The organism is Dactylosporangium sp. NPDC051541 (assembly GCF_044454505.1).
GTDB lineage: Bacteria > Actinomycetota > Actinomycetes > Mycobacteriales > Micromonosporaceae > Dactylosporangium.
The window spans coordinates 405281-422712 of sequence record NZ_JBITDU010000006.1; the positions used below are offsets into that span (position 1 = coordinate 405281).

A 17432-nucleotide genomic window follows, 5' to 3' on the forward strand; every position below is an offset into this window, starting at 1 on the left:
GGGCCGGGCGGTGCTTCTCCGCCCGGCCCCGTCGTCGCTCGCTCGATATGTCGGGCGCTGCGCTCGACTTCGCCTGGCCCTGTCGTGGTTCGCTCGATATGTCGGGCGCTTCGCGCCGCGCTGCGCTCGACATATCGGATTTTTCGCCCGACAGGGTATTCGCGGCGTTTGTGCAGTGGACAGCGCCGTGGCCTGCGGGGGCGGCTTTTTGTCGTACCCCGGTGGCAGAGTGGTGGCATGCAAGTCGGGGTGCTCGGGCCGCTCGCGGTCGAGATCGGCGGCCGGCCGGTCGAGGTCGGCGGGGCGCGGCTGCGCACGCTGCTGGCCCGCCTTGCCGTTGAGCCGGGCCGGTTCGTGAGCGTCGAGCGGCTCGTCGAAGCGCTGTGGCCCGACGGCCCCGTGCCCGCCGATCCCGCCAACGCCGTGCAGTCGCTGGTGTCGCGGCTCCGCAAAGCCCTCGGCAACCCACCGCAGCTGGAGTCGGGCCCGCGCGGCTACCGGCTCGACGTCGACCCGGCCGCCGTCGACGCGGTCCGCTTCGAGCGGCTCGCCGCCGATGGCCGCCGCGCGCTGCGGGCCGACGATCGCCACACGGCGGTCCGCCTGCTGCGCGAGGGCCTGGACCTGTGGCGCGGCCCGGCCCCGGCCGACCTGGGCCGTGGCGAGACGGACGCCCTCGCGGCCCGCTGGGCGGAGCTGCGGCTGGCCGCCACCGAGGACCTCATCGAGGCCACGATCCCGGACGCCGACACCCGCGCCGCCGCCATCGCCGAGCTGCAGGAGCTGGTCGTCGCGCACCCACTGCGCGAGCGTCTCGCCGCCCTGCTGATCCGGGCCCTGCACGCCGACGGCCGCCGGGCCGAGGCCCTCGCCGCGTTCGAGTCCGCCCGCGCCCGCCTGGCCGACCAGCTCGGCGCCGACCCGTCACCCGAGCTGCGGGACGCGCACGTAGCCGTGCTCCGGGCCGAGGCCAGTCCACTGCGCGGCGGCAACCTGCGGGCGGCGCTGACCAGTTTCGTGGGGCGCGCCGACGACGCCGAGCGCCTCGCGACCCAGCTCGCCGACAGCCGTCTGGTCACACTGGTCGGCCCGGGCGGCGCCGGCAAGACCCGCCTGGCCACGACGGTCGCCGCCGACCTGGCCCGGCAGCTGCCGGACGGAGCCTGGATGGTCGAGCTGGCCCCGGTCGCAGAAGCGCAAGAAGTGCCCTCGGTGGTACTGCGAACGCTGATCGCCGGCGGCCTGGCCCACCCCGACACCGCCCGTCGCCCCCGCCGCGGCGACGTCATCGAGCAGCTCGCCGAGTCGCTGGCCCGCCCCGGAGTGCTCCTCGTCCTGGACAACTGCGAGCACGTCGTCGACGCCGCGGCCGGCCTGAGCGAGGAGCTCCTCGGCCGCTGCCCGAAGCTGCGCATCCTCGCCACCAGCCGCGAGCCCCTGGCCATCATGGGCGAGACGCTGTTCCCCGTCGGCCCGCTCCCGCTCCCGCTGCCGCCACCGTCCACCCCGGCCGGCGACGACCACCTGCGGGCCGCCCTAGCCGCACCGGCGGTTCAGCTGCTGCGGGACCGGGCGGCGGCGGTACGGCCCGGATTCGCGGTCACACCGGCCAACCTGGCCGCAGTGGTCGAGATCTGCCGCCGGCTCGACGGGCTGCCCCTCGCGATCGAGCTCGCCGCGGCCCGCCTGCGATCCTTCACCCCGGAGCAGCTCGCAGCCCGCCTGGGCGACCGCTTCCGGCTCCTCACCGGCGGCAGCCGCACCGCCCTGCCCCGCCACCGCACCCTGCACGCCGTCGTGGCCTGGAGCTGGGACCTCCTGGGCGAATCCGAGCGCGCCTTCGCCGCCGCCCTCGCGGTCTTCCCCGGCACCTTCGACGCCAACGCCGCCGCGGCCGTAGCCCCTCCGCATCACACCGCAGCCTCCTCCGGCACCTCCGACGCCTCCCACGCGCACGCCGCGGTCACCCTCGCTCCTACACGTCAGGCGGTGGTCCCCTCCGACTCCTCCGACTCCTCCGACTCTTTCGGCCCGCCGGCCGCAGCAGCCGTTGCCGCTTCGCGTCAGGCGCTGGTCTCTTCCGGCTCTTCCGACGCGGCGGCTGCGGCACTCCTGGCTCCTGAGGACGGGGCGGCCGTCGAGGACATGCTGCATACGCTGGTCGATCGGTCGCTGCTGCAGGTCGCGCCCGGTGCCGACGAGCCGATCCGGTTCCGGATGCTGGAGACGATCCGGGAGTTCGCCCTCGAGGAGCTCGACCGGCGGGGCGCGGCGGCGGAGGCGCGGGCGGCGCACGCAGCCTACTTCCTGGCGCTGATGGAGGAGGCCGAGCCCCACCTGCGGACCGGCGCGCAGCTGGAGTGGCTGGCGCGGCTGCGGCCGGAGCAGGACAACGTGCACGCCGCCGTCGGTTACGTCTGCGACAGCGGCGATGTGGAGCGTGCGTTCCGGCTCGGGGCGGCGAGCGGGTGGTTCTGGACGTTCGAGGACAACCACGCCGAGTCGGCCCTGTGGCTGAGCCGGATCCTGGCCGCGGGGGAGCGCGATCGGGACCGCGTCCCGGCCGACCTGCGGGTCGTGGTGAGCTCCATGCACCTGGTCAACAGCGGGTTCGCGGGCGACTTCCAGTTCGACCCCGCGCGCCTCGACGATCTGATCGCCCACGCCAACGCCGCGCCGCCCGGCGGCCACCCGTTCGTCGAGCTGGTCGAGCCGGTGGTCGCGCTGTTCCGCGACGACAGTGAGCGCGGCACCGACCTGGTCCGGGCCCGCCTCGCCGGCCGGGTCGACCCCTGGACGCGCGGGATGCTGCACTCGGTCCTCGGCCACCTGCGCGAGAACGACGGCGACATCGACGGCATGCACCGCGAGCTCACCGCCTCGGCCGCGGCGTTCCGCATGGTCGGCGAGCGCTGGGGCCTGGCCATGACCCTGGCGTCCCTGGCCGACGCGCAGTCCCGCCGCGGCGACTTCCCCGCCGCCGTCGCCCACTTCGAGGAGTCGATCGCGCTCCACCACGAGCTGGGCATCCGCTCCAGCGAGGCCTACCTCCTGGTCAGCCGGGCCGCCCTGCGCCGGCACACCGAGGGCCCGCAAGTGGCCCGGGCCCTCCTGCGCGCGTTCGTCGAGGACGTGGACCAGTCGTCCCGCGACGTGTCGCACGCGATGCTGGAGCTGGGTCACATCGCCCGCGCCGAGTCCGACCTGACCGAGGCCGAGCGCCTCTACCAGGAGTCCTGGCGGCTGCAGCAGGAGTCGCCATTGGTCGCGCCGCAATACAAGGCGATCGTGCTGACCGCCCGGGCCGAGGTCGACCTGGCCCGCGGCGAGCTGGACCGGGCCCGCGGCCGTCTCGCGGAGGCCATGGACCTGGCCTTGAGCGCCCGCGACATGCCGGTCGTCGGCAAGGTGGCGGTCGCGGTGGCCGGCGTGGCCGCAGCGTCCGGCGACAGCACCCGCGCCGCCGAAATCCTGGGCGCCGCGCAGTCGATCGCGGGCGCGCGGGACGCCGCCAACGCCGACTGGACCGACCGCCGCGAAGCCCTCCGCGCCGAGCTGGGGGAGGGGGTGTTCGAGGCAGCCACATCCCGCGGCCTGCACCTGTCCCGCGCCGAAGCCCTGACGCTGGTCAACCCATCGACCTAGAGCGACAGAGCGCCGGCGTCGAGATTACCGGCGCTGCTCAGTCACCGCCATGGCGCCGCGGCCGGCCGTCTGCCGTCAGGAGCGGCGGCGTCGGGAGCGGCGGCGCTGGCGTTGAGATTGCGGTCGGCTGCTCAGTCACCGCCGTGGCGCCGCGGTCGGCCGTCTGCCGTCAGGAGCGGCGGCGTCTGGAGCGGCGGTGCCGGCGTTGGGATTGCGGTCGGTTGCTCAGTCACCGCCGTGGCGCTGCGGTCGGCCGTCTGCCGTCGGGAGCGGCGGCGTCTGGAGCGGCGGCGGCAGCGTTGGGATTGCGGTCGGTTGCTCAGTCATCGCCGTGGCGCTGCGGTCCACCCGAGGGAGCGCGAGCGGAGTGCCGGATGCCGGTCGTGGTCGCGCTCAGGGCTCGGTGCGAGTGAAGTTGCGGGTGCGGAGCATGCCCCAGACGACCAGGGCGGCCGCGGCGGCGGTCAGTGACAGGCCGGCGATGGTGACGGCCTGGTGGAACTCGGCCGTCTGGTGGGCGTTCCAGTGTGGCGTGGCGATGCTGCCGGTGAACAGGGCGGCCAGGATGGTGCCCGTGACCGCGATGCCCGCGCCCGAGGTGACTTCGGTGGCGGTGTCGGTCAGTGCGGCGCCGATCGTGGTGCGGGTCGCTGGCAGGCCGCGCAGGACGTTCGTGCCCGCGACGACGCCGACGACGCGGATGCCGGCGGCCATCAGGATCAGGGAGATCGCCACCCAGACGTACCCGTAGCGGCCCAGCACGCTGTAGAACGCCAGCCCGGCGACCACCGCGGCGGCGCTGAGCCAGGCCGCCCGCTCCAGGCCGACCCGCTTGACGAACGGGTTGAGCAGCGCCCCACCGGCGACCAGGACGATCACCTGGGGCAGCATCCCGAGTGACGCCAGCGCGGGCGACCAGCCCCAGTCGAGCTGCAGCTGGAGCGTCACCATGTACCCGAGCCCGGCGACGGCCAGACCCGCCGCGGCCTTGAACGCCAGGCCGCTCGAGACCAGCGGATGTGCCACCAGTCGCAGGTCCAGCAGCGGGTGCCGGGCCTTGCGCTCGCGGTACACGAACAGCATCGCCCCTATGACGGCGGCGCCCGCGCAGCTCCACGACGACCAGGCCCGGGCGCCCTGCTCGACGAAGAGCGTCGGCGCGACGAGGGCCAGCACGATGGCGGCCGTGCCGAGGACCGCGCCGGAGACGTCGATCGGGTCCCGGTGCAGGTCGGCGTCGTCGTCGGCGGCGATTCCGGTGCGGATGCCGATGATGGCCAGCACCGCGATCGGCACGTTGACCAGCAGCAGCACCTGCCACGGCGCGACGGCCAGCACGAACCCGCCCGCCGTCGGCCCGACGGCCAGCCCGACCAGGCCGACGGTCGAGATGATGTTGATCGCGCGGACGCGCAGGCCGTCGTCGCCGAAGAGCCGGAACGCGAGGGCCATCGACCCCGGCGTGGTCATGGCGGCGGCGACGCCCATCAGCGCGCGGACCGCGATGAGCTCCCCGGCCGTGGTGACGAACGCGGTGGCCAGGCTGGCCGCGGCGAGCAGTACCAGCCCGACGATCATCACCCGCCGCCGTCCGAACCGGTCCGCCACCGCGCCGAAGGCCAGCATCAGCCCGCCGAACACGACCGCGTACGCCCCGGTGACCCACTGCAGCGCGGTGGTCGAGGCGTGCAGCTCCCGCCCGATGGTGGGCAGCGCGACGTTGAGGATCGAGTTGTCGAGCATCTCGAACAGGAAGACCGCGGACAGCCCGGCGAGCGCCACCCAGGCCTCCCGCAGCGACTTCGGCGGCACCCGGACATGGTCGAATGAGATCGTGGTCATGCCACTAGGTTAATCAACTAAACTTAGTGACACAACCTAGACGTGAGGAGCCTCATGCCCAGGACCAGCGAGCGCGGCGGCCCGCAGACGCGCGCCAGGATTGCCGACGCGGCGGCGAGCCTCTTCGCGGAGCGGGGCTTCGACGCGGTGACGGTGGCCGAGGTGGCCCGCGCGGCCGGCGTGTCAAGCGTGACGGTCTTCAAGCACTTCCCGAGAAAGGAAGACCTGTACCTCGACCGGACCGCCGATGCCGTGGAGTTTCTGCACGCGGCCGTCCGCGACCGAGCCCCGGGCGCGGACGTGCTCGATTCCCTGCGAGCCATGACCCTCCGCCTGCTGGAGGAGCGCCACCCACTGTCCGGGGTCAACGACCGATCAATTCCCTTCTTCGGTACAGTCGCCGCCTCCCCAACCCTCATAGCGCGCGCGCGGGAGATCGCCGCCGAACTGCAGCGGACCCTCACCGATGACCTGACCCAGGACCCGACCTTCAAAGGCGACCCCGCCTTGTTCGCCGCCTTCTTCATCGCCGGCTACAGCACCGTGCTGGTCAACATCGCCAGTCGCCGGATCGCCGACCCAACGACCAGCACCGACCTGGACGAACACCGAGCGAGCTACGAACACCTCTTCACCGCCCTACGCACAGGCGTCGCACCAAAGCCCTAGCCCACGCGGACAAGCCGATGCCCGTGTGCCGCGGCGTCGCGGAGTTCGCAACGCCGCGGCCGGCCTCGAGGCGTTCAGGCCTTATGGCGCACGCTCGGCCTGAAGGCGCTCGAGCCTCAGGTCTTGCCATGCGCGCGCGGCCTGAAGGCGCTCGAGTCTTGGACCGTGTGACGGGTGCTCGGTCGGAAGGCGGTCGGGTCTCACGGCGCGTGGCCGGGCCCGGAGGCGCTCATGTCTCGCGGTGGGTGGTTGGGCCTGAAGGCGGTCGGGTCTCACGGCGGGGAGGTTGGGGCCGTCAGGCCTTGCGGCGGTAGGCGCGGACTGCGAGCGGGGCGAAGACGGCCAGGATGGCTATGGACCAGAGGAGGGTTTTGAGGACCGGGGTGCCGACCTCGCCCTGGCCGACCATCAGGGCGCGGGCCGCCTCCATCGCGTCCGCGACCGGGTTGACGTTCACCCAGGCCTGGAGCCAGCCGGGGAGGGTGTTGGTGGGGACGAGGACGTTGGTGCCGAAGGTGAGCGGGAACATGATGACGAAGCCGAGGCCCTGGACCGCCCCGGGCTCGCGGACGATCATGCCGAGCAGGACGAACATCCAGCTGAAGCAGAACGCCATGAACATGACCAGCAGGCAGGCGGCGACGACCTCCAGGAACGAGGTCTCCACGCGGAAGCCCAGGGCGTAGCCGACGCCGATCATGACGGCGATCGAGACCACGAACCGGATCATGTCGCCCAGGACGCCGCCGATGAGCGGGGCCGAGCGGCTGATCGGGAGGCTGCGGAAGCGGTCGAAGACGCCGTTCTTGATGTCGGTGTTGAGACTGACGCCGGTCGGGGCGGAGGCGAACAGGACGTTTTGCACCATGAGCGCCGGCAGCAGGAACTGCAGGTATTGGTGGCGGTCGCCGGCGATCGCGCCACCGAGGAGGTAGACGAACAGGACGATGAAGATGATCGGCTGCAGCGTGACGTCGAGGAGCTGCTCGGGGGTCCGCATGGTCTTGATCAGGCTGCGCCGGGCCATTACCAGGCTGTGCCGGACCAGGCCGAACGGTCGGGGCGCGACGGCGGCGATGAACTGTGCGCCCTCGCCGGTGCTGGGCGGTGTCGTCGTGGTCGTCATGCCGCCACCTCCTGATCCTGGTGCCCGCGCGTGAGTGTGAAGAAGACCTCGTCGAGGCTCGGCAGGTGCAGCGAGAGCTCGATGACGCCGATGCCCGCCTCGTCGAGGCGGCGGACCACCGCGGTCATGGCGCTGTCGTCCGTGACCGGCACGGACAGGACGCCGCGGCCGTGCGACTCCGGCTGGTTGCCCGATACGTTGGTGAGGATGGTCGCGACGGTGTCGAGGTGGGCCGGGTCGGTCGGGCGGACGCTGATCGTCTGGCCGCCCACGATGTGCTTGAGCTGGGCCGGGGTGCCGTTGGCGATGACCTTGCCGTGGTTGATCACCGAGATCTCGTCGGCGAGAGCGTCGGCCTCCTCGAGGTATTGCGTCGTGAGCAGGACCGTCGTGCCCTCCTGGACCTGGGCCCGGACCATGTTCCACACGTCCTCGCGCTTGGCCGGGTCGAGGCCGGTCGTCGGCTCGTCGAGGTAGACGATCGCCGGGCGGCCGACCAGGCTCGCGGCCAGGTCGAGGCGGCGCCGCATGCCGCCGGAGTAGGTCTTGCACGGCCGGTCCGCGGCCTCGGTCAGGTCGAACTCGGCCAGCAGACTCTTGGCCCGGGCCTTGGCCTCCTTGGCCCGCAGGTCGAGCAGCTGGCCGATCATGACCAGGTTCTCGGTGCCGGTCAGATCCTCGTCGACGGAGGCGAACTGGCCGGTCAGGCCGCTGATCCGGCGGACCTGGGCCGGGTTGCGCAGCACGTCGTAGCCGCCGACGACGGCCCGGCCAGCGTCCGGGCGCAGCAGTGTCGCCAGGATGCGCACCGCGGTGGTCTTGCCGGCGCCGTTGGGGCCCAGGACGCCCAGCACCGTCCCGGACTCGGCGGCCAGGTCCACCCCGGCCAGCGCGGTGGTCTTGCCGAAGCGCTTGACCAGGCCGGTGGCCTGGAAAGCGAAGCTCATGGCTGATACCCCTCGTGAAAGATCCGGACTCGCCTCTTCTATCGCCTTGCAGCTTGCACCGGGTCGCTGTCAAACCACGCACATCGGCCTGACATCCGCTGCCAGGCCGAGTATCCCCGGTCACACATAAGCTGAGCGTTGGGACTTTTTCCCGCATGCTGGACGGGAGTTGACGCTCCGGGGCGGCGGCGGGCACAGTCGGTTCCATGGCGCTGTTGACCCGACGACTGGTCATTGACCTCGTTCGGCACGCCGGCGCGCGCTGTCCCCGCTAGGATCGCGCTCCCGCTCGAGCCCTGAGGCTCGCGGAAGACACGTTTGATGCACTGTGACCGTGGCTGCGGTCACGAGGTCCCGCCGTCTGCTTTAATTCCTATCTAGTACGCATGAATACTGGAGAACTGAGGATGTCTCTCGTCACCACGGTCGCCCGCGCGACCGACCTGCTGTCGATCGCCCGCTCCTACGCCGCGGAGCCGGACGACTGGCCCTTCGCGCCCCGTTTCGACCCGGCCCGGCGCTGGTACGGCCGGCTCGCCAGCGCCGAGGACCACGAGGTGTGGCTGCTAACCTGGCTGCCCGGGCAGGGCACGGACCTGCACGACCACGGCGGCTCCTCCGGCGCGTTCACCGTCGTCTCCGGTGAGCTGGTCGAGCAGACGGTTCGCGGCGGGGAGCTGGTGAACTCCACATACGGCGAGGGGCAGGGCCACCGCTTCGGCGCCCACTTCGTGCACCGCATCGTGAACGCGAGCACGCGCCCGGCCGTCACCGTGCACGTGTACGGGCCGGCGCTGACCGCGATGACGCGGTACCGGCTGCACGACAGCCGCCTGACCGTCGAGTCGATCACGAAGGCGGGGGCGGACTGGTGACCGCGGCCGTAGCTCCCGGGCGCAGCATCGACGAGATCCTGGCCGAGGCCCGGTCCCGCCTCGAGCGGCTCGACGCGGACCAGGCCCGCCTGGCGTTCGCCGAGGGTGCGGTACTCGTGGACATCCGGCCGGCGGCCCAGCGTGCGCGCGAGGGCGAGATCCCGGGCGCGGTGATCGTGGAGCGCAACGTGCTGGAGTGGCGGTTCGACCCGCGCAGCGACGCCAAACTGGCCATCGCCGGGAGTTATGACCTGCCGGTGGTGGTGTTCTGCTCCGAGGGGTACACGTCGTCGCTGGCGGCCGCCGCCCTGCAGGACCTGGGGCTGCATCGGGCCACCGACCTCGACGGCGGCTTCCACGCCTGGAAGGCGGCCGGGCACCCGGTCACGGCTACTGTGGGGGCGTGAAGCTCAAACTCGACCTCCACGACATCTTCAACCGCAGCGGCGACATCGAACGCGCGCTGCGCGGGATCATCGACGAGGCGGTGGCCAAGCGGGCCACCCTCGTCGAGATCATCCCGGGGAAGGGGTCGGGGGCGTTGAAGAAGCGGGTGCTGCGATTCCTCGACCAGCGGGAGATCAAGGCGCTCTATCACCGGGTGGAGAAGGATTCGGACAACTTCGGACGGTTGTTCGTGCACTTCCGCTGGAACGAGTCTCAGGGCCGTCGACGCTGACGGCGATCGCGGGCTTGTGTCAGTACCAATGCGGAATGGGCTTTAAAAAGCGTCGGCGTCGTCCGCCAGGTGGCACACGGCGACCAGACGCAGGACCGTCCAATCAGCGTCCGCCCAGTTCACGCCGTCGGGGGTGGGCAGCGGACGGCCGTGGCGCTGGTGGACCGCGATGACCGAGCGGGCGTAGCCGGCCAGGGAGAGCGGACCGATCGGTTTACCCGCCGCGACCAGGCTTTCCCGGACGGCGGCGGCGTGCTGGTCGATCTTGGCCAGCAGGAACGGCTGGGCGAGGGCCTCGACGAGCCCGTCGACGCCGACCATGGCCATGACCTGGTCGAGGTAGAAGCGGGCGTCGAGCTCGGCGGTGGCCAGGTAGCCGGCGTCGAACTCGACGGCGGCGGCAGGGGTGATTTCGTTGTTCATGGACGATGACGTTAGGCAGTCCGCGGGCCGATCCGGCCGCCAACAACCGACCGGCACCCGTTCATGAACCACTGCACTCCGAACGGGGGACAGACGAGCGCCTGACCGGCCGCTCAAAAACTGTCGTACCCCGGGTGCAGAATGTCGTCCGTGGCCGAAGTTGATCGCACATTCTCCAGCCCGCCGCGGCGTCCCCTGGTCGCGGCGGTGGTGCTGGTGGTGCTCGCGCTGGTGGCGTTGTTGGGGATCGCCGACGTCCAGCCGCCCGCGCCGCGCCCGGCCACGATCGCCGCCGGCGAGTTCTCCGCCGCCCGCGCGTTCACGCACGTGGAGCGCCTGGGGCAGGAGGTGCACGTCACCGGCAGCCCGGCGGCCGACCGGGTGCGGGAGTACATCGTCGCCACCCTGCGCGGCTACGGCCTGCAACCCGAGGTCCAGGACACCGTCGGGGTCAACGCCGGCAAGTTCGGCAGCGGCGGCATGGCCCGCGTGCGCAACGTCGTCGCGGTTCTGCCCGGCACCGCGTCGACCGGCCAGGTCGTGCTCATGGCCCACTACGACTCGGTCCAGGTCAGCTACGGCGCCAACGACGACGGCGCCGGCTCCAGCACGCTCCTGGAGGTCGCCCGGGCCATGACCCAGGGCGGTGGCGACAAACCGCGCAACGACATCGTGTTCGTGTTCACCGATGCCGAGGAGGCCTGCCTCTGCGGCGCCGAGGCGTTCGTGAGCCGGCACCCGCTCGGCCAGCAGCAGTCCGTCGTGCTCAACTTCGAGGCCCGCGGCAGCAGCGGCCCGGCCGTCATGTTCCAGACCTCCGACGGCAACGCCGACCTGATCGACGTCTACGCGCACACCCCGCACCCGGTCGGCACCAGCCTGGCCGTCGAGGTCTACCGGCTGCTCTCCAACGACACCGACTTCACTCCCGTCCTTGCGCAGACCCGGTTCACCGGCCTCAACACCGCCTACATCGACGGTTCGACGGTCTATCACAGCCCGATGGACCGCCCGTCGACGATGAACCGGGCCAGCCTCCAGCACCACGGCGACGAGGCCCTGGCCCTGGCCCGCGAGTTCGGGCGGGCCGACCTGGCCCCGCTCATGAAGCCGGCCTCCGGCGACGCCGTCTACTTCCCGTTCGCCGGCCTGCTGGTCCGCTACCCGGCCGCCCTCACCTGGCCGCTGGCGATCCTCGCCCTGCTGGCGGTCGCGGCCCTCGTGTTCCTCGCTCGGCGCCGGGGGCTGACCTCGGTGCCGCGGACGTTCGCGGGTGTCGGCCTGGCGGTGGTACCGCTGATCGGTGTCGCGGTCGCCGCCCAGTTGCTGTGGGCCCTCCTCGTCGCCGTCCGGCCCGGCTACGGCGAACTGCTCGACCCGGCCCGGCCGACCTGGTTCCGATTCGGCGTCGTGGCGTTGTCGGCCGCCATTTTGCTGAGTTGGTACTCGCTCAGCCGGCGCCGCGTCGGGCCCGTCCCGCTCGCCACGGGCGCTCTGGCACTGCTCGCGCTGCTCGGGATCGTGTTCGCGGCGGTCATCCCGGGCGGCTCATACCTGGTCACGCTGCCCGCGCTGTTCGGGGCGCTGGCCGGGATCGGGGCCCTCTACGCCCGCCCGGCCTTCGCGCAGGTGGGCATCCTGACCGCCGGCGCCGCCGTGGCCACGTTCATCCTGGCGCCCACGGTGGCGCTGTTCTTCCCGGCGCTGGGCCTGGCCACCGGCGCGGCCGCGGCTATGTTCTCGATGCTGCTGGGCCTGGCCGTGCTGCCGGTCCTGGAGCCGCTGTACCGCGCGCCGACCGCACCCCGGCACCGGCGGCTCGGCTCCGCCCCCGCCGTGGCGGCGCTGGCGGTCGCGATCATCTGCACCACGACGGGCATGGTCGTGGACGACTGGGACGCGAGCCATCCGGAGCCCACCCACCTCATGTACGCGCTGGACAAGGACACCGGCAGAGCGGAGTGGGTCTCGCTGGAGTCGGCGCCGGGGGCGTGGACCAGCCAGTACGTCCGCTCGCACCAGCGGCTGAACCAGCAGTTCCCGGTGCTGCCGGAGGGCGAGCTGTCCGTCGGGCCGGCCCAGGCCGCCGACCTCGCCGCGCCCAAGGCCACGGTCGTGTCCGACGAGACCGCGTCCGGCCGGCGCACCCTGCACCTGCGCATCGCCTCGCAGCGCGACGTGCGGTTCCTGTCGTTCTACGGCCCGGTGGGCGACCATCGCGTCCTGTCGGCCACCGTGGAGGGGCGGGAGGCGGTCACGTACATCACGGCCCAGGACCGGTTCGGTGTGGTCTTCAACGGGCCGGCCACGTCCGCGGCGGGGCTGGACGTGACGCTGGTGCTCACCGGGGCGGAGCCGTTCAAGCTGCGGCTGGTGGACGGCAGTGACGGGCTGACCGGGCTGCCGGGCTTCACCCCGCGCCCGGCCACCGTGGGCGTCTTCGGCAGCCACTCGAGCGAGCTGGTCGCCGTGGCCACTACTCAGACTCTCTGATCCTGCCGGTCGGCCGCCACGTCAGCTGATGATCTGGAAGGCCCAGGGGCACGGGCCGTATGCGGTGGTGTTGATGCCGTGCTGCAGGGAGGCCTCGTAGGACTCCTGGCCCTGGATGATTTTGATGACCACGCGGCCGCCGTCCTCGAGGGTGATGCGGCCGTCGTGTACGGCGGCGGTGCACACGGAGGACGGGGTGGTGTAGGGGCTGGAGCCGTACACCGTGCCGATCCAGCCCTTGTTGGGGCAGTGGTAGGCGATCGTCGTGCCGGCCTTCTCGTCGAACTCCTCGGCCGTCGTCGCCCAGTCGGCGCTGGGGCGGTCCTCGTCGGCCTGGACCTCGTCGTTGCCGGAGTTGCCGTCGCCGGGGCTGTTGTCGCCGGAGTTCGTGGTGTCGGCGTTCTTGTTCAGGTACTGGTTGATGCCGTACGCGCCGCCGGCCAGCAGCAGGAGGACGGCCAGGGCGGCGGCGATCAGGACGCCGGTGCGCTTCTGCTTCGCGGGAGCCGGGGGCGGGCCCGCCGGTGGCTGGATCGAGGTCGGGGCGGCCTGGGTGGCCATCGGCCTGGTGGTGACCGGCGGGCGCGGCGGGACCGGTGGCTGGGCGCTCATCGGGAGTGCGCCGGCCGGCGCCGCGCTCACCGGAGTTCCGCTCACCGGGTTTGCACTCACTGGGCTCGCGCTCACCGGGTTTGCGCTTACCGGGTTTGCGCTCACTGGGGCGGCGGCGAAGCCGGGGGAGACCGGGGCGGCCGGGTATGAGGCGCCGCTCACGGGGACCGCGGACGTCGGGGCGGGCGTCGGGGGCGCGGAGACGGGAACTGCGGCGGCGGCGCGCGCTGGTGGCGGTGGTGTGGGCAGTGGGGGTACCGATGCTGCCGTTGTGGGGGTTGTGAATTGGGCCGAAGCACCCACCGCGCCTTGCGCCACCACCAGTTCGGGCTGCTCGACGACGGTCGGGGCGATGCCGAGGGCCTGGTGCAGCAGCGTCGCGACCAGCGGGATTCGGCTCCCGCCGCCGACCAGGAAGACGCCCTCGATGTCGGACGGGTTGAGGTTGGCGGCGGCGATCGCGGCCCGGGTCGACGTGACCGTGGCCGTCAGGATCGGGCGGGCCAGTTGTTCGAGCTGGTCGCGGCCGAGCGGGACGTCGGTCTCCAGGGCCGGGACGTGGATCATGGTGGAGGAGGTGCGGGAGAGCATCTCCTTCGCGTTGCGGACGTCGTCCCAGAGCAGGCGGTGGGCGCGGCGCTCGGCGCTGGTGGCCGGGTGGGTCAGGCTCCGCCAGGCCTGCGGGTCGCGGCCGCCGTGGACGGCGCCCAGGTAGCCGACGATCGACGCGTCGATGTCGAGGCCGCCCGACGTGCTCAAACCCTCGGCCGACAGGACCTCGAACGTGCCGTTGCCGTGGCGGACGACGGAGGCGTCGAAGGTGCCGGCGCCCAGGTCGTAGACGACGAAGGCCGATCCGGGGCGGGCCTGCGGTGCGTTCGGGCCGCCCATCGTGCGGAAGACCTCGGCGGCGGCGACCGGCTCCGGTACCAGCGTCACCGGCCCCAGCCCGGCCCGCTGCGCCGCGGCCAGGAGCACGCTCCGTCGCGTCTGGGCCCAAGCCGCCGGGCACGTGATGGTCGCGGGGCCGAGCGCGCCGCCGGAGACACGCCTTGCCTCGGCGGCCACACGGGCCAGGACGGCGGCGATCAGGTCGACCGTCGGGATCTCGTGCTCGCCCAGCAGGACGGCCGGTTCGTCGATGCGGCGTTTGGGATTGGGCTCGTATCGCTCCGGGCTGATCCGCGCCGCGTGCATCGCGTCGCGGCCCGTGAGCAGGCCCTGCTGGGCGTCGGCGTAGACCGCCGAGGGCAGCGTCGGTGACCCGTCGAACAGCAGCGGCCGGACGTGCCCGTCCGGCCAGACCAGCATCGCCACGGTGTTCGAGGTACCGAAGTCGACCCCGAGCCGGTATCCTCGCGCATCCACGCCGCCAATATACGGGCTGGTCCCGGGCCTGCGATCGGCTCATCGGGTCCGGTTTCCGCGCTTGACGGCCCCCATCGACATCCGTTAGACCGGCAGGTGTCATATTGCCGAATGTCGATGGAGGACAGCGTGGTCCGCTCTCTGCTCGCCACCGTCTTGCTCGCGGCCGCCGTCGGGGTGGCTCTGCCTGGTGCGTCTGCTGTTGCCGCCACCGGTCAACCGTCCGGGCCATGCCACTACACCCCCACTCCGGAAGAGCCGCCCGCGCGGCCCGTCTCACTGCCGCCCGACCCACGGCACACCCCGGATCGGGGGACCGTCACGGTCACGCTGTTCACCAACCTCGGGCCGATCCCGCTCACCCTCGACCGATCCCAGGCGCCCTGCACCGTACAGAGTTTTCTGCACCTGGCTCGGCACGGCTTCTACAATTTCACCGTCTGTCACCGATTGACTACGTACCCCACGCTGAAGGTGCTGCAGTGCGGCGACCCCACCGGCACTGGTGAAGGCGGTCCGGGGTACTCCTACAAGGACGAACTGCCCACAAATCTCCCGTCGGCCCCGACCGACCCGACCGGTGTCCGACGCATCTACGGGCGCGGCCTGCTGGCCATGGCCAACGCCGGGCCGGACACCAACGGCAGCCAGTTCTTCCTCGTGTTCGCCGACTCCGTGCTCCGCCCCAACTACACGGTCTTCGGCTCGGTCCGGCCGCTCGGGCTGCACACGCTGGACCGCATCGCGGCGGGCGGGGTCGCGCCCACGGACGACGATCCGGCTCCGGTCGACGGTGCTCCGGCTCTGCGCACGGAGATCCTCCTAGCCATCTGAGCGTTCCGCACCCCCTCCGGCCAGAGGGTTTGTGGGTTATCCACAGGAAGAAAATCTTGCTGGCTGGGGGGTTGGCGGGCTCCTAGCCTGGACGCATGACAGTCGATTTGGGAGCGGCTCGGGCGTTCACGGCCGACGACTTGTGGCGGGTGCCGGGTCCGGTGGGCCGCAGGGTCGGGCGGCTCGTGGCGCTCGACGCGCAATGGACGCTCGGGGCGATCCTGGAGCGGGTGGAGGTGCCGATCCTGCTGGGAGTGGACGGGCGGCTGACGTTCTTTCCGCACGACTCGTCGGACCTGATAGCGATCCGGGAGGCGCAGGCGGCGGCGCGAGCGGTGCACGCGCATCTGGCCGGGGTCATGCGGTCGACGGTGGCGGCGGTGGTGCGATGAACGGCGTCTAGATCAGACGAGTGCTTCCTGACGCCGCGGCGGCGGCGAAGGCGTGGACTCGGGCGGTCGCGCGGGTCTTGTGCCAGATCGGACCCCAGTGCAGCGGTGGTGCGTCCTGGATCGGCACGTAGGTGACGTCCGGGCGCGCGTAGAAGCGGGTGGCGTGCCGGCCAACGACGAATGCGCCCTGGCCCGCGCCTACCAGCGTCAGCGCCTCCTGGAACGTCTCCGCGACCGGGCCGGTCGGGTGCGGGCCGGTCGGGGTCAGGGTCGGCAGGGAGCACGGTGCTACGACCATTCGGCTGCGGGCCAGGTCCTGCAGCGAGACCGTGGGCCGGGCGGCGTACGGGTGGTGCGCGGCTACGGCCAGCATCCGGGGTTCGGAGAGGAGGGGTTGGCCGGTGATCAGGTCTGGGCCGTCGATCGGGAAGCAGCCGAGCAGCATGTCGATCTCGTCGGATCGGAGGCGGTCGGCGGCCGCGCCGGACTGGACCTCGTGCAGGCGTACCTCGCAGTCGGGGTGGCTCCGGCGGAAATGCTCGGCGGCGCGAATCCCCAGCCGGCCGGTCAGCGCGCCGACGAAGCCCACGCGCACCACGCCGGTCACGCCCCGGGCGTCGGTCATGGCGCGGCTCAGGGCGGCGGTGATCTGCTCGTGGGCGGGTCTGAGGTCCGCATACAGGCGGCGGCCCGTCGGGGTGAGGGCCACCCGGCGGCTGGTGCGCTCGAACAGGGGCACGCCGATCCGCCGCTCCAGGACTCGGATGATCTGGCTGACCCTGGCGGTCGTGCGGCCCAGCCGGGCGGCGGTGCGGCCGAAGTGCAGCTCCGCGGCCAGCGCCAGGAACGTCTCGAGCTCGTGCCGCTCCAAGCCTGCCTCCGCGATCGTCAAGTCCGGCTTCACGATCGTTGCATGGTTCGGCGTTGTTCGGGTCGGGGTGATCGGCGAGCGTGGAGGCCATGTACGTCACAGAGAACCACGCCCTGACCGCTGTCGATGGTGCCGAGCTGGTGGCCGAGCTGCGGGACCGGGCCGAGATCGTCGACGCGCTCTACCGGTTCGGGCTTGGGCAGGACCTCCAGGACCGGGAGTTGCTCGCGTCGGCCTTCGCGGACCGGGCCGAGCTGGACTTCCGGCCGGCGGCGGCGCGTTGGGGGGCGGAAGTGCCGCTCATGACCGGGCGGGACGCGATCGCCGACACCATCACGGGGATGTTCGCGGGGCGGGTCGACACCACCCATGTGGTCACCAACCCGCGGATCCGGATCGAGGACGGGGTCGCGGCTCGGCTCACCGCCATCGTGGAGGCCCAGCACCTGCTGACCGCCGATCACAGCCGGCATGCGCTGCTGAAGAATCTCTACGACGTCGAGCTGGTTCGCGACGGCCGGCGCTGGGTTGTGCAGCGGATGCGGATCGACAACGTCTGGTACACGGGCGAACCGAGCGTGATCTTCGGCGCGTGAGGCCAGGAAGGCGGGGGCCGTGGCCCGCAATGCGAGCCACGGCCCCGTACGAGAACGACC

General features: G+C 72.1%; 15 protein-coding genes. 9 read left to right on the forward strand and 6 right to left on the reverse strand.

Translation table 11 applies throughout. The features are described from left to right. Nucleotides 1–237 precede the first annotated feature (237 nt). Entirely contained in the window at nucleotides 238–3645 is a 3408-nt protein-coding gene (locus tag ACIA8L_RS28460) for a BTAD domain-containing putative transcriptional regulator (RefSeq protein ID WP_395909544.1), read from the forward strand. 393 nt (nucleotides 3646–4038) lie between these two features. Here ACIA8L_RS28460 and ACIA8L_RS28465 read toward each other — a convergent pair whose 3' ends face one another. Continuing rightward, nucleotides 4039–5487 (reverse strand): MFS transporter, encoded by a 1449-nt coding sequence (locus ACIA8L_RS28465; protein ID WP_395909545.1) that lies wholly within the window; start codon nucleotides 5485–5487, stop codon nucleotides 4039–4041. Nucleotides 5488–5541: 54 nt separating this feature from the next. On the opposite strand from ACIA8L_RS28465, the gene ACIA8L_RS28470 reads away from it, so the two are divergent. Further along, on the forward strand, nucleotides 5542–6156 hold the full coding sequence (locus tag ACIA8L_RS28470; protein WP_395909546.1) for a TetR/AcrR family transcriptional regulator: 615 nt from the start codon (nucleotides 5542–5544) through the stop codon (nucleotides 6154–6156). 295 nt (nucleotides 6157–6451) lie between these two features. Here ACIA8L_RS28470 and ACIA8L_RS28475 read toward each other — a convergent pair whose 3' ends face one another. Together ACIA8L_RS28475 and ACIA8L_RS28480 are read right to left on the reverse strand one after the other, a co-directional pair. Next, nucleotides 6452–7282 (reverse strand): ABC transporter permease, encoded by an 831-nt coding sequence (locus ACIA8L_RS28475; RefSeq protein WP_395909547.1) that lies wholly within the window; start codon nucleotides 7280–7282, stop codon nucleotides 6452–6454. After that, entirely contained in the window at nucleotides 7279–8229 is a 951-nt protein-coding gene (locus ACIA8L_RS28480; protein ID WP_395909548.1) for an ATP-binding cassette domain-containing protein, read from the reverse strand. The genes ACIA8L_RS28475 and ACIA8L_RS28480 overlap by 4 nt, the downstream gene beginning before the upstream one ends. A gap of 407 nt (nucleotides 8230–8636) precedes the next feature. On the opposite strand from ACIA8L_RS28480, the gene ACIA8L_RS28485 reads away from it, so the two are divergent. The 3 genes from ACIA8L_RS28485 to ACIA8L_RS28495 are packed head-to-tail and all read left to right on the forward strand — an operon-like array spanning nucleotide 8637 to nucleotide 9783. Next, nucleotides 8637–9104 (forward strand): cysteine dioxygenase, encoded by a 468-nt coding sequence (locus ACIA8L_RS28485; protein WP_395909549.1) that lies wholly within the window; start codon nucleotides 8637–8639, stop codon nucleotides 9102–9104. Then, nucleotides 9098–9511, forward strand: a complete 414-nt coding sequence (locus ACIA8L_RS28490; RefSeq protein WP_395909722.1) for a rhodanese-like domain-containing protein — start codon at nucleotides 9098–9100, stop codon at nucleotides 9509–9511. Before ACIA8L_RS28485 ends, ACIA8L_RS28490 begins: the two co-directional genes overlap by 7 nt. Further along, entirely contained in the window at nucleotides 9508–9783 is a 276-nt protein-coding gene (locus tag ACIA8L_RS28495) for a Smr/MutS family protein (RefSeq protein WP_223097600.1), read from the forward strand. Before ACIA8L_RS28490 ends, ACIA8L_RS28495 begins: the two co-directional genes overlap by 4 nt. Before the next feature lie 42 nt (nucleotides 9784–9825). Here the strand turns inward: ACIA8L_RS28495 and ACIA8L_RS28500 are convergent, their stop codons facing one another. Further along, complete coding sequence (locus ACIA8L_RS28500; RefSeq protein WP_395909551.1) at nucleotides 9826–10206, reverse strand: DUF6401 family natural product biosynthesis protein; 381 nt, start codon at nucleotides 10204–10206, stop codon at nucleotides 9826–9828. A 141-nt stretch (nucleotides 10207–10347) separates the two neighbouring features. Between ACIA8L_RS28500 and ACIA8L_RS28505 the strand changes: the two genes are divergently transcribed. Further along, the gene (locus ACIA8L_RS28505; protein ID WP_395909552.1) at nucleotides 10348–12699 is read left to right on the forward strand and encodes a M28 family peptidase; all 2352 of its coding nucleotides are present in this window, start codon (nucleotides 10348–10350) and stop codon (nucleotides 12697–12699) included. Between the two features lie 21 nt (nucleotides 12700–12720). Here ACIA8L_RS28505 and ACIA8L_RS28510 read toward each other — a convergent pair whose 3' ends face one another. Further along, a complete protein-coding gene (locus ACIA8L_RS28510) occupies nucleotides 12721–14679 on the reverse strand; it encodes an Hsp70 family protein (protein ID WP_395909553.1) in 1959 nt (652 codons plus the stop codon). A 111-nt stretch (nucleotides 14680–14790) separates the two neighbouring features. Here ACIA8L_RS28510 and ACIA8L_RS28515 point away from each other — a divergent pair, with 111 nt between their 5' ends. Next, nucleotides 14791–15513 (forward strand): peptidylprolyl isomerase, encoded by a 723-nt coding sequence (locus ACIA8L_RS28515; protein WP_395909554.1) that lies wholly within the window; start codon nucleotides 14791–14793, stop codon nucleotides 15511–15513. A gap of 95 nt (nucleotides 15514–15608) precedes the next feature. Then, on the forward strand, nucleotides 15609–15905 hold the full coding sequence (locus ACIA8L_RS28520; RefSeq protein ID WP_395909555.1) for a hypothetical protein: 297 nt from the start codon (nucleotides 15609–15611) through the stop codon (nucleotides 15903–15905). 7 nt (nucleotides 15906–15912) lie between these two features. On the opposite strand, the gene ACIA8L_RS28525 is transcribed toward ACIA8L_RS28520, so the two are convergent. Continuing rightward, nucleotides 15913–16809 (reverse strand): LysR family transcriptional regulator, encoded by an 897-nt coding sequence (locus tag ACIA8L_RS28525; protein WP_395909556.1) that lies wholly within the window; start codon nucleotides 16807–16809, stop codon nucleotides 15913–15915. Between the two features lie 56 nt (nucleotides 16810–16865). On the opposite strand from ACIA8L_RS28525, the gene ACIA8L_RS28530 reads away from it, so the two are divergent. After that, complete coding sequence (locus ACIA8L_RS28530) at nucleotides 16866–17372, forward strand: nuclear transport factor 2 family protein (RefSeq protein WP_395909557.1); 507 nt, start codon at nucleotides 16866–16868, stop codon at nucleotides 17370–17372. Nucleotides 17373–17432 lie beyond the last annotated feature (60 nt).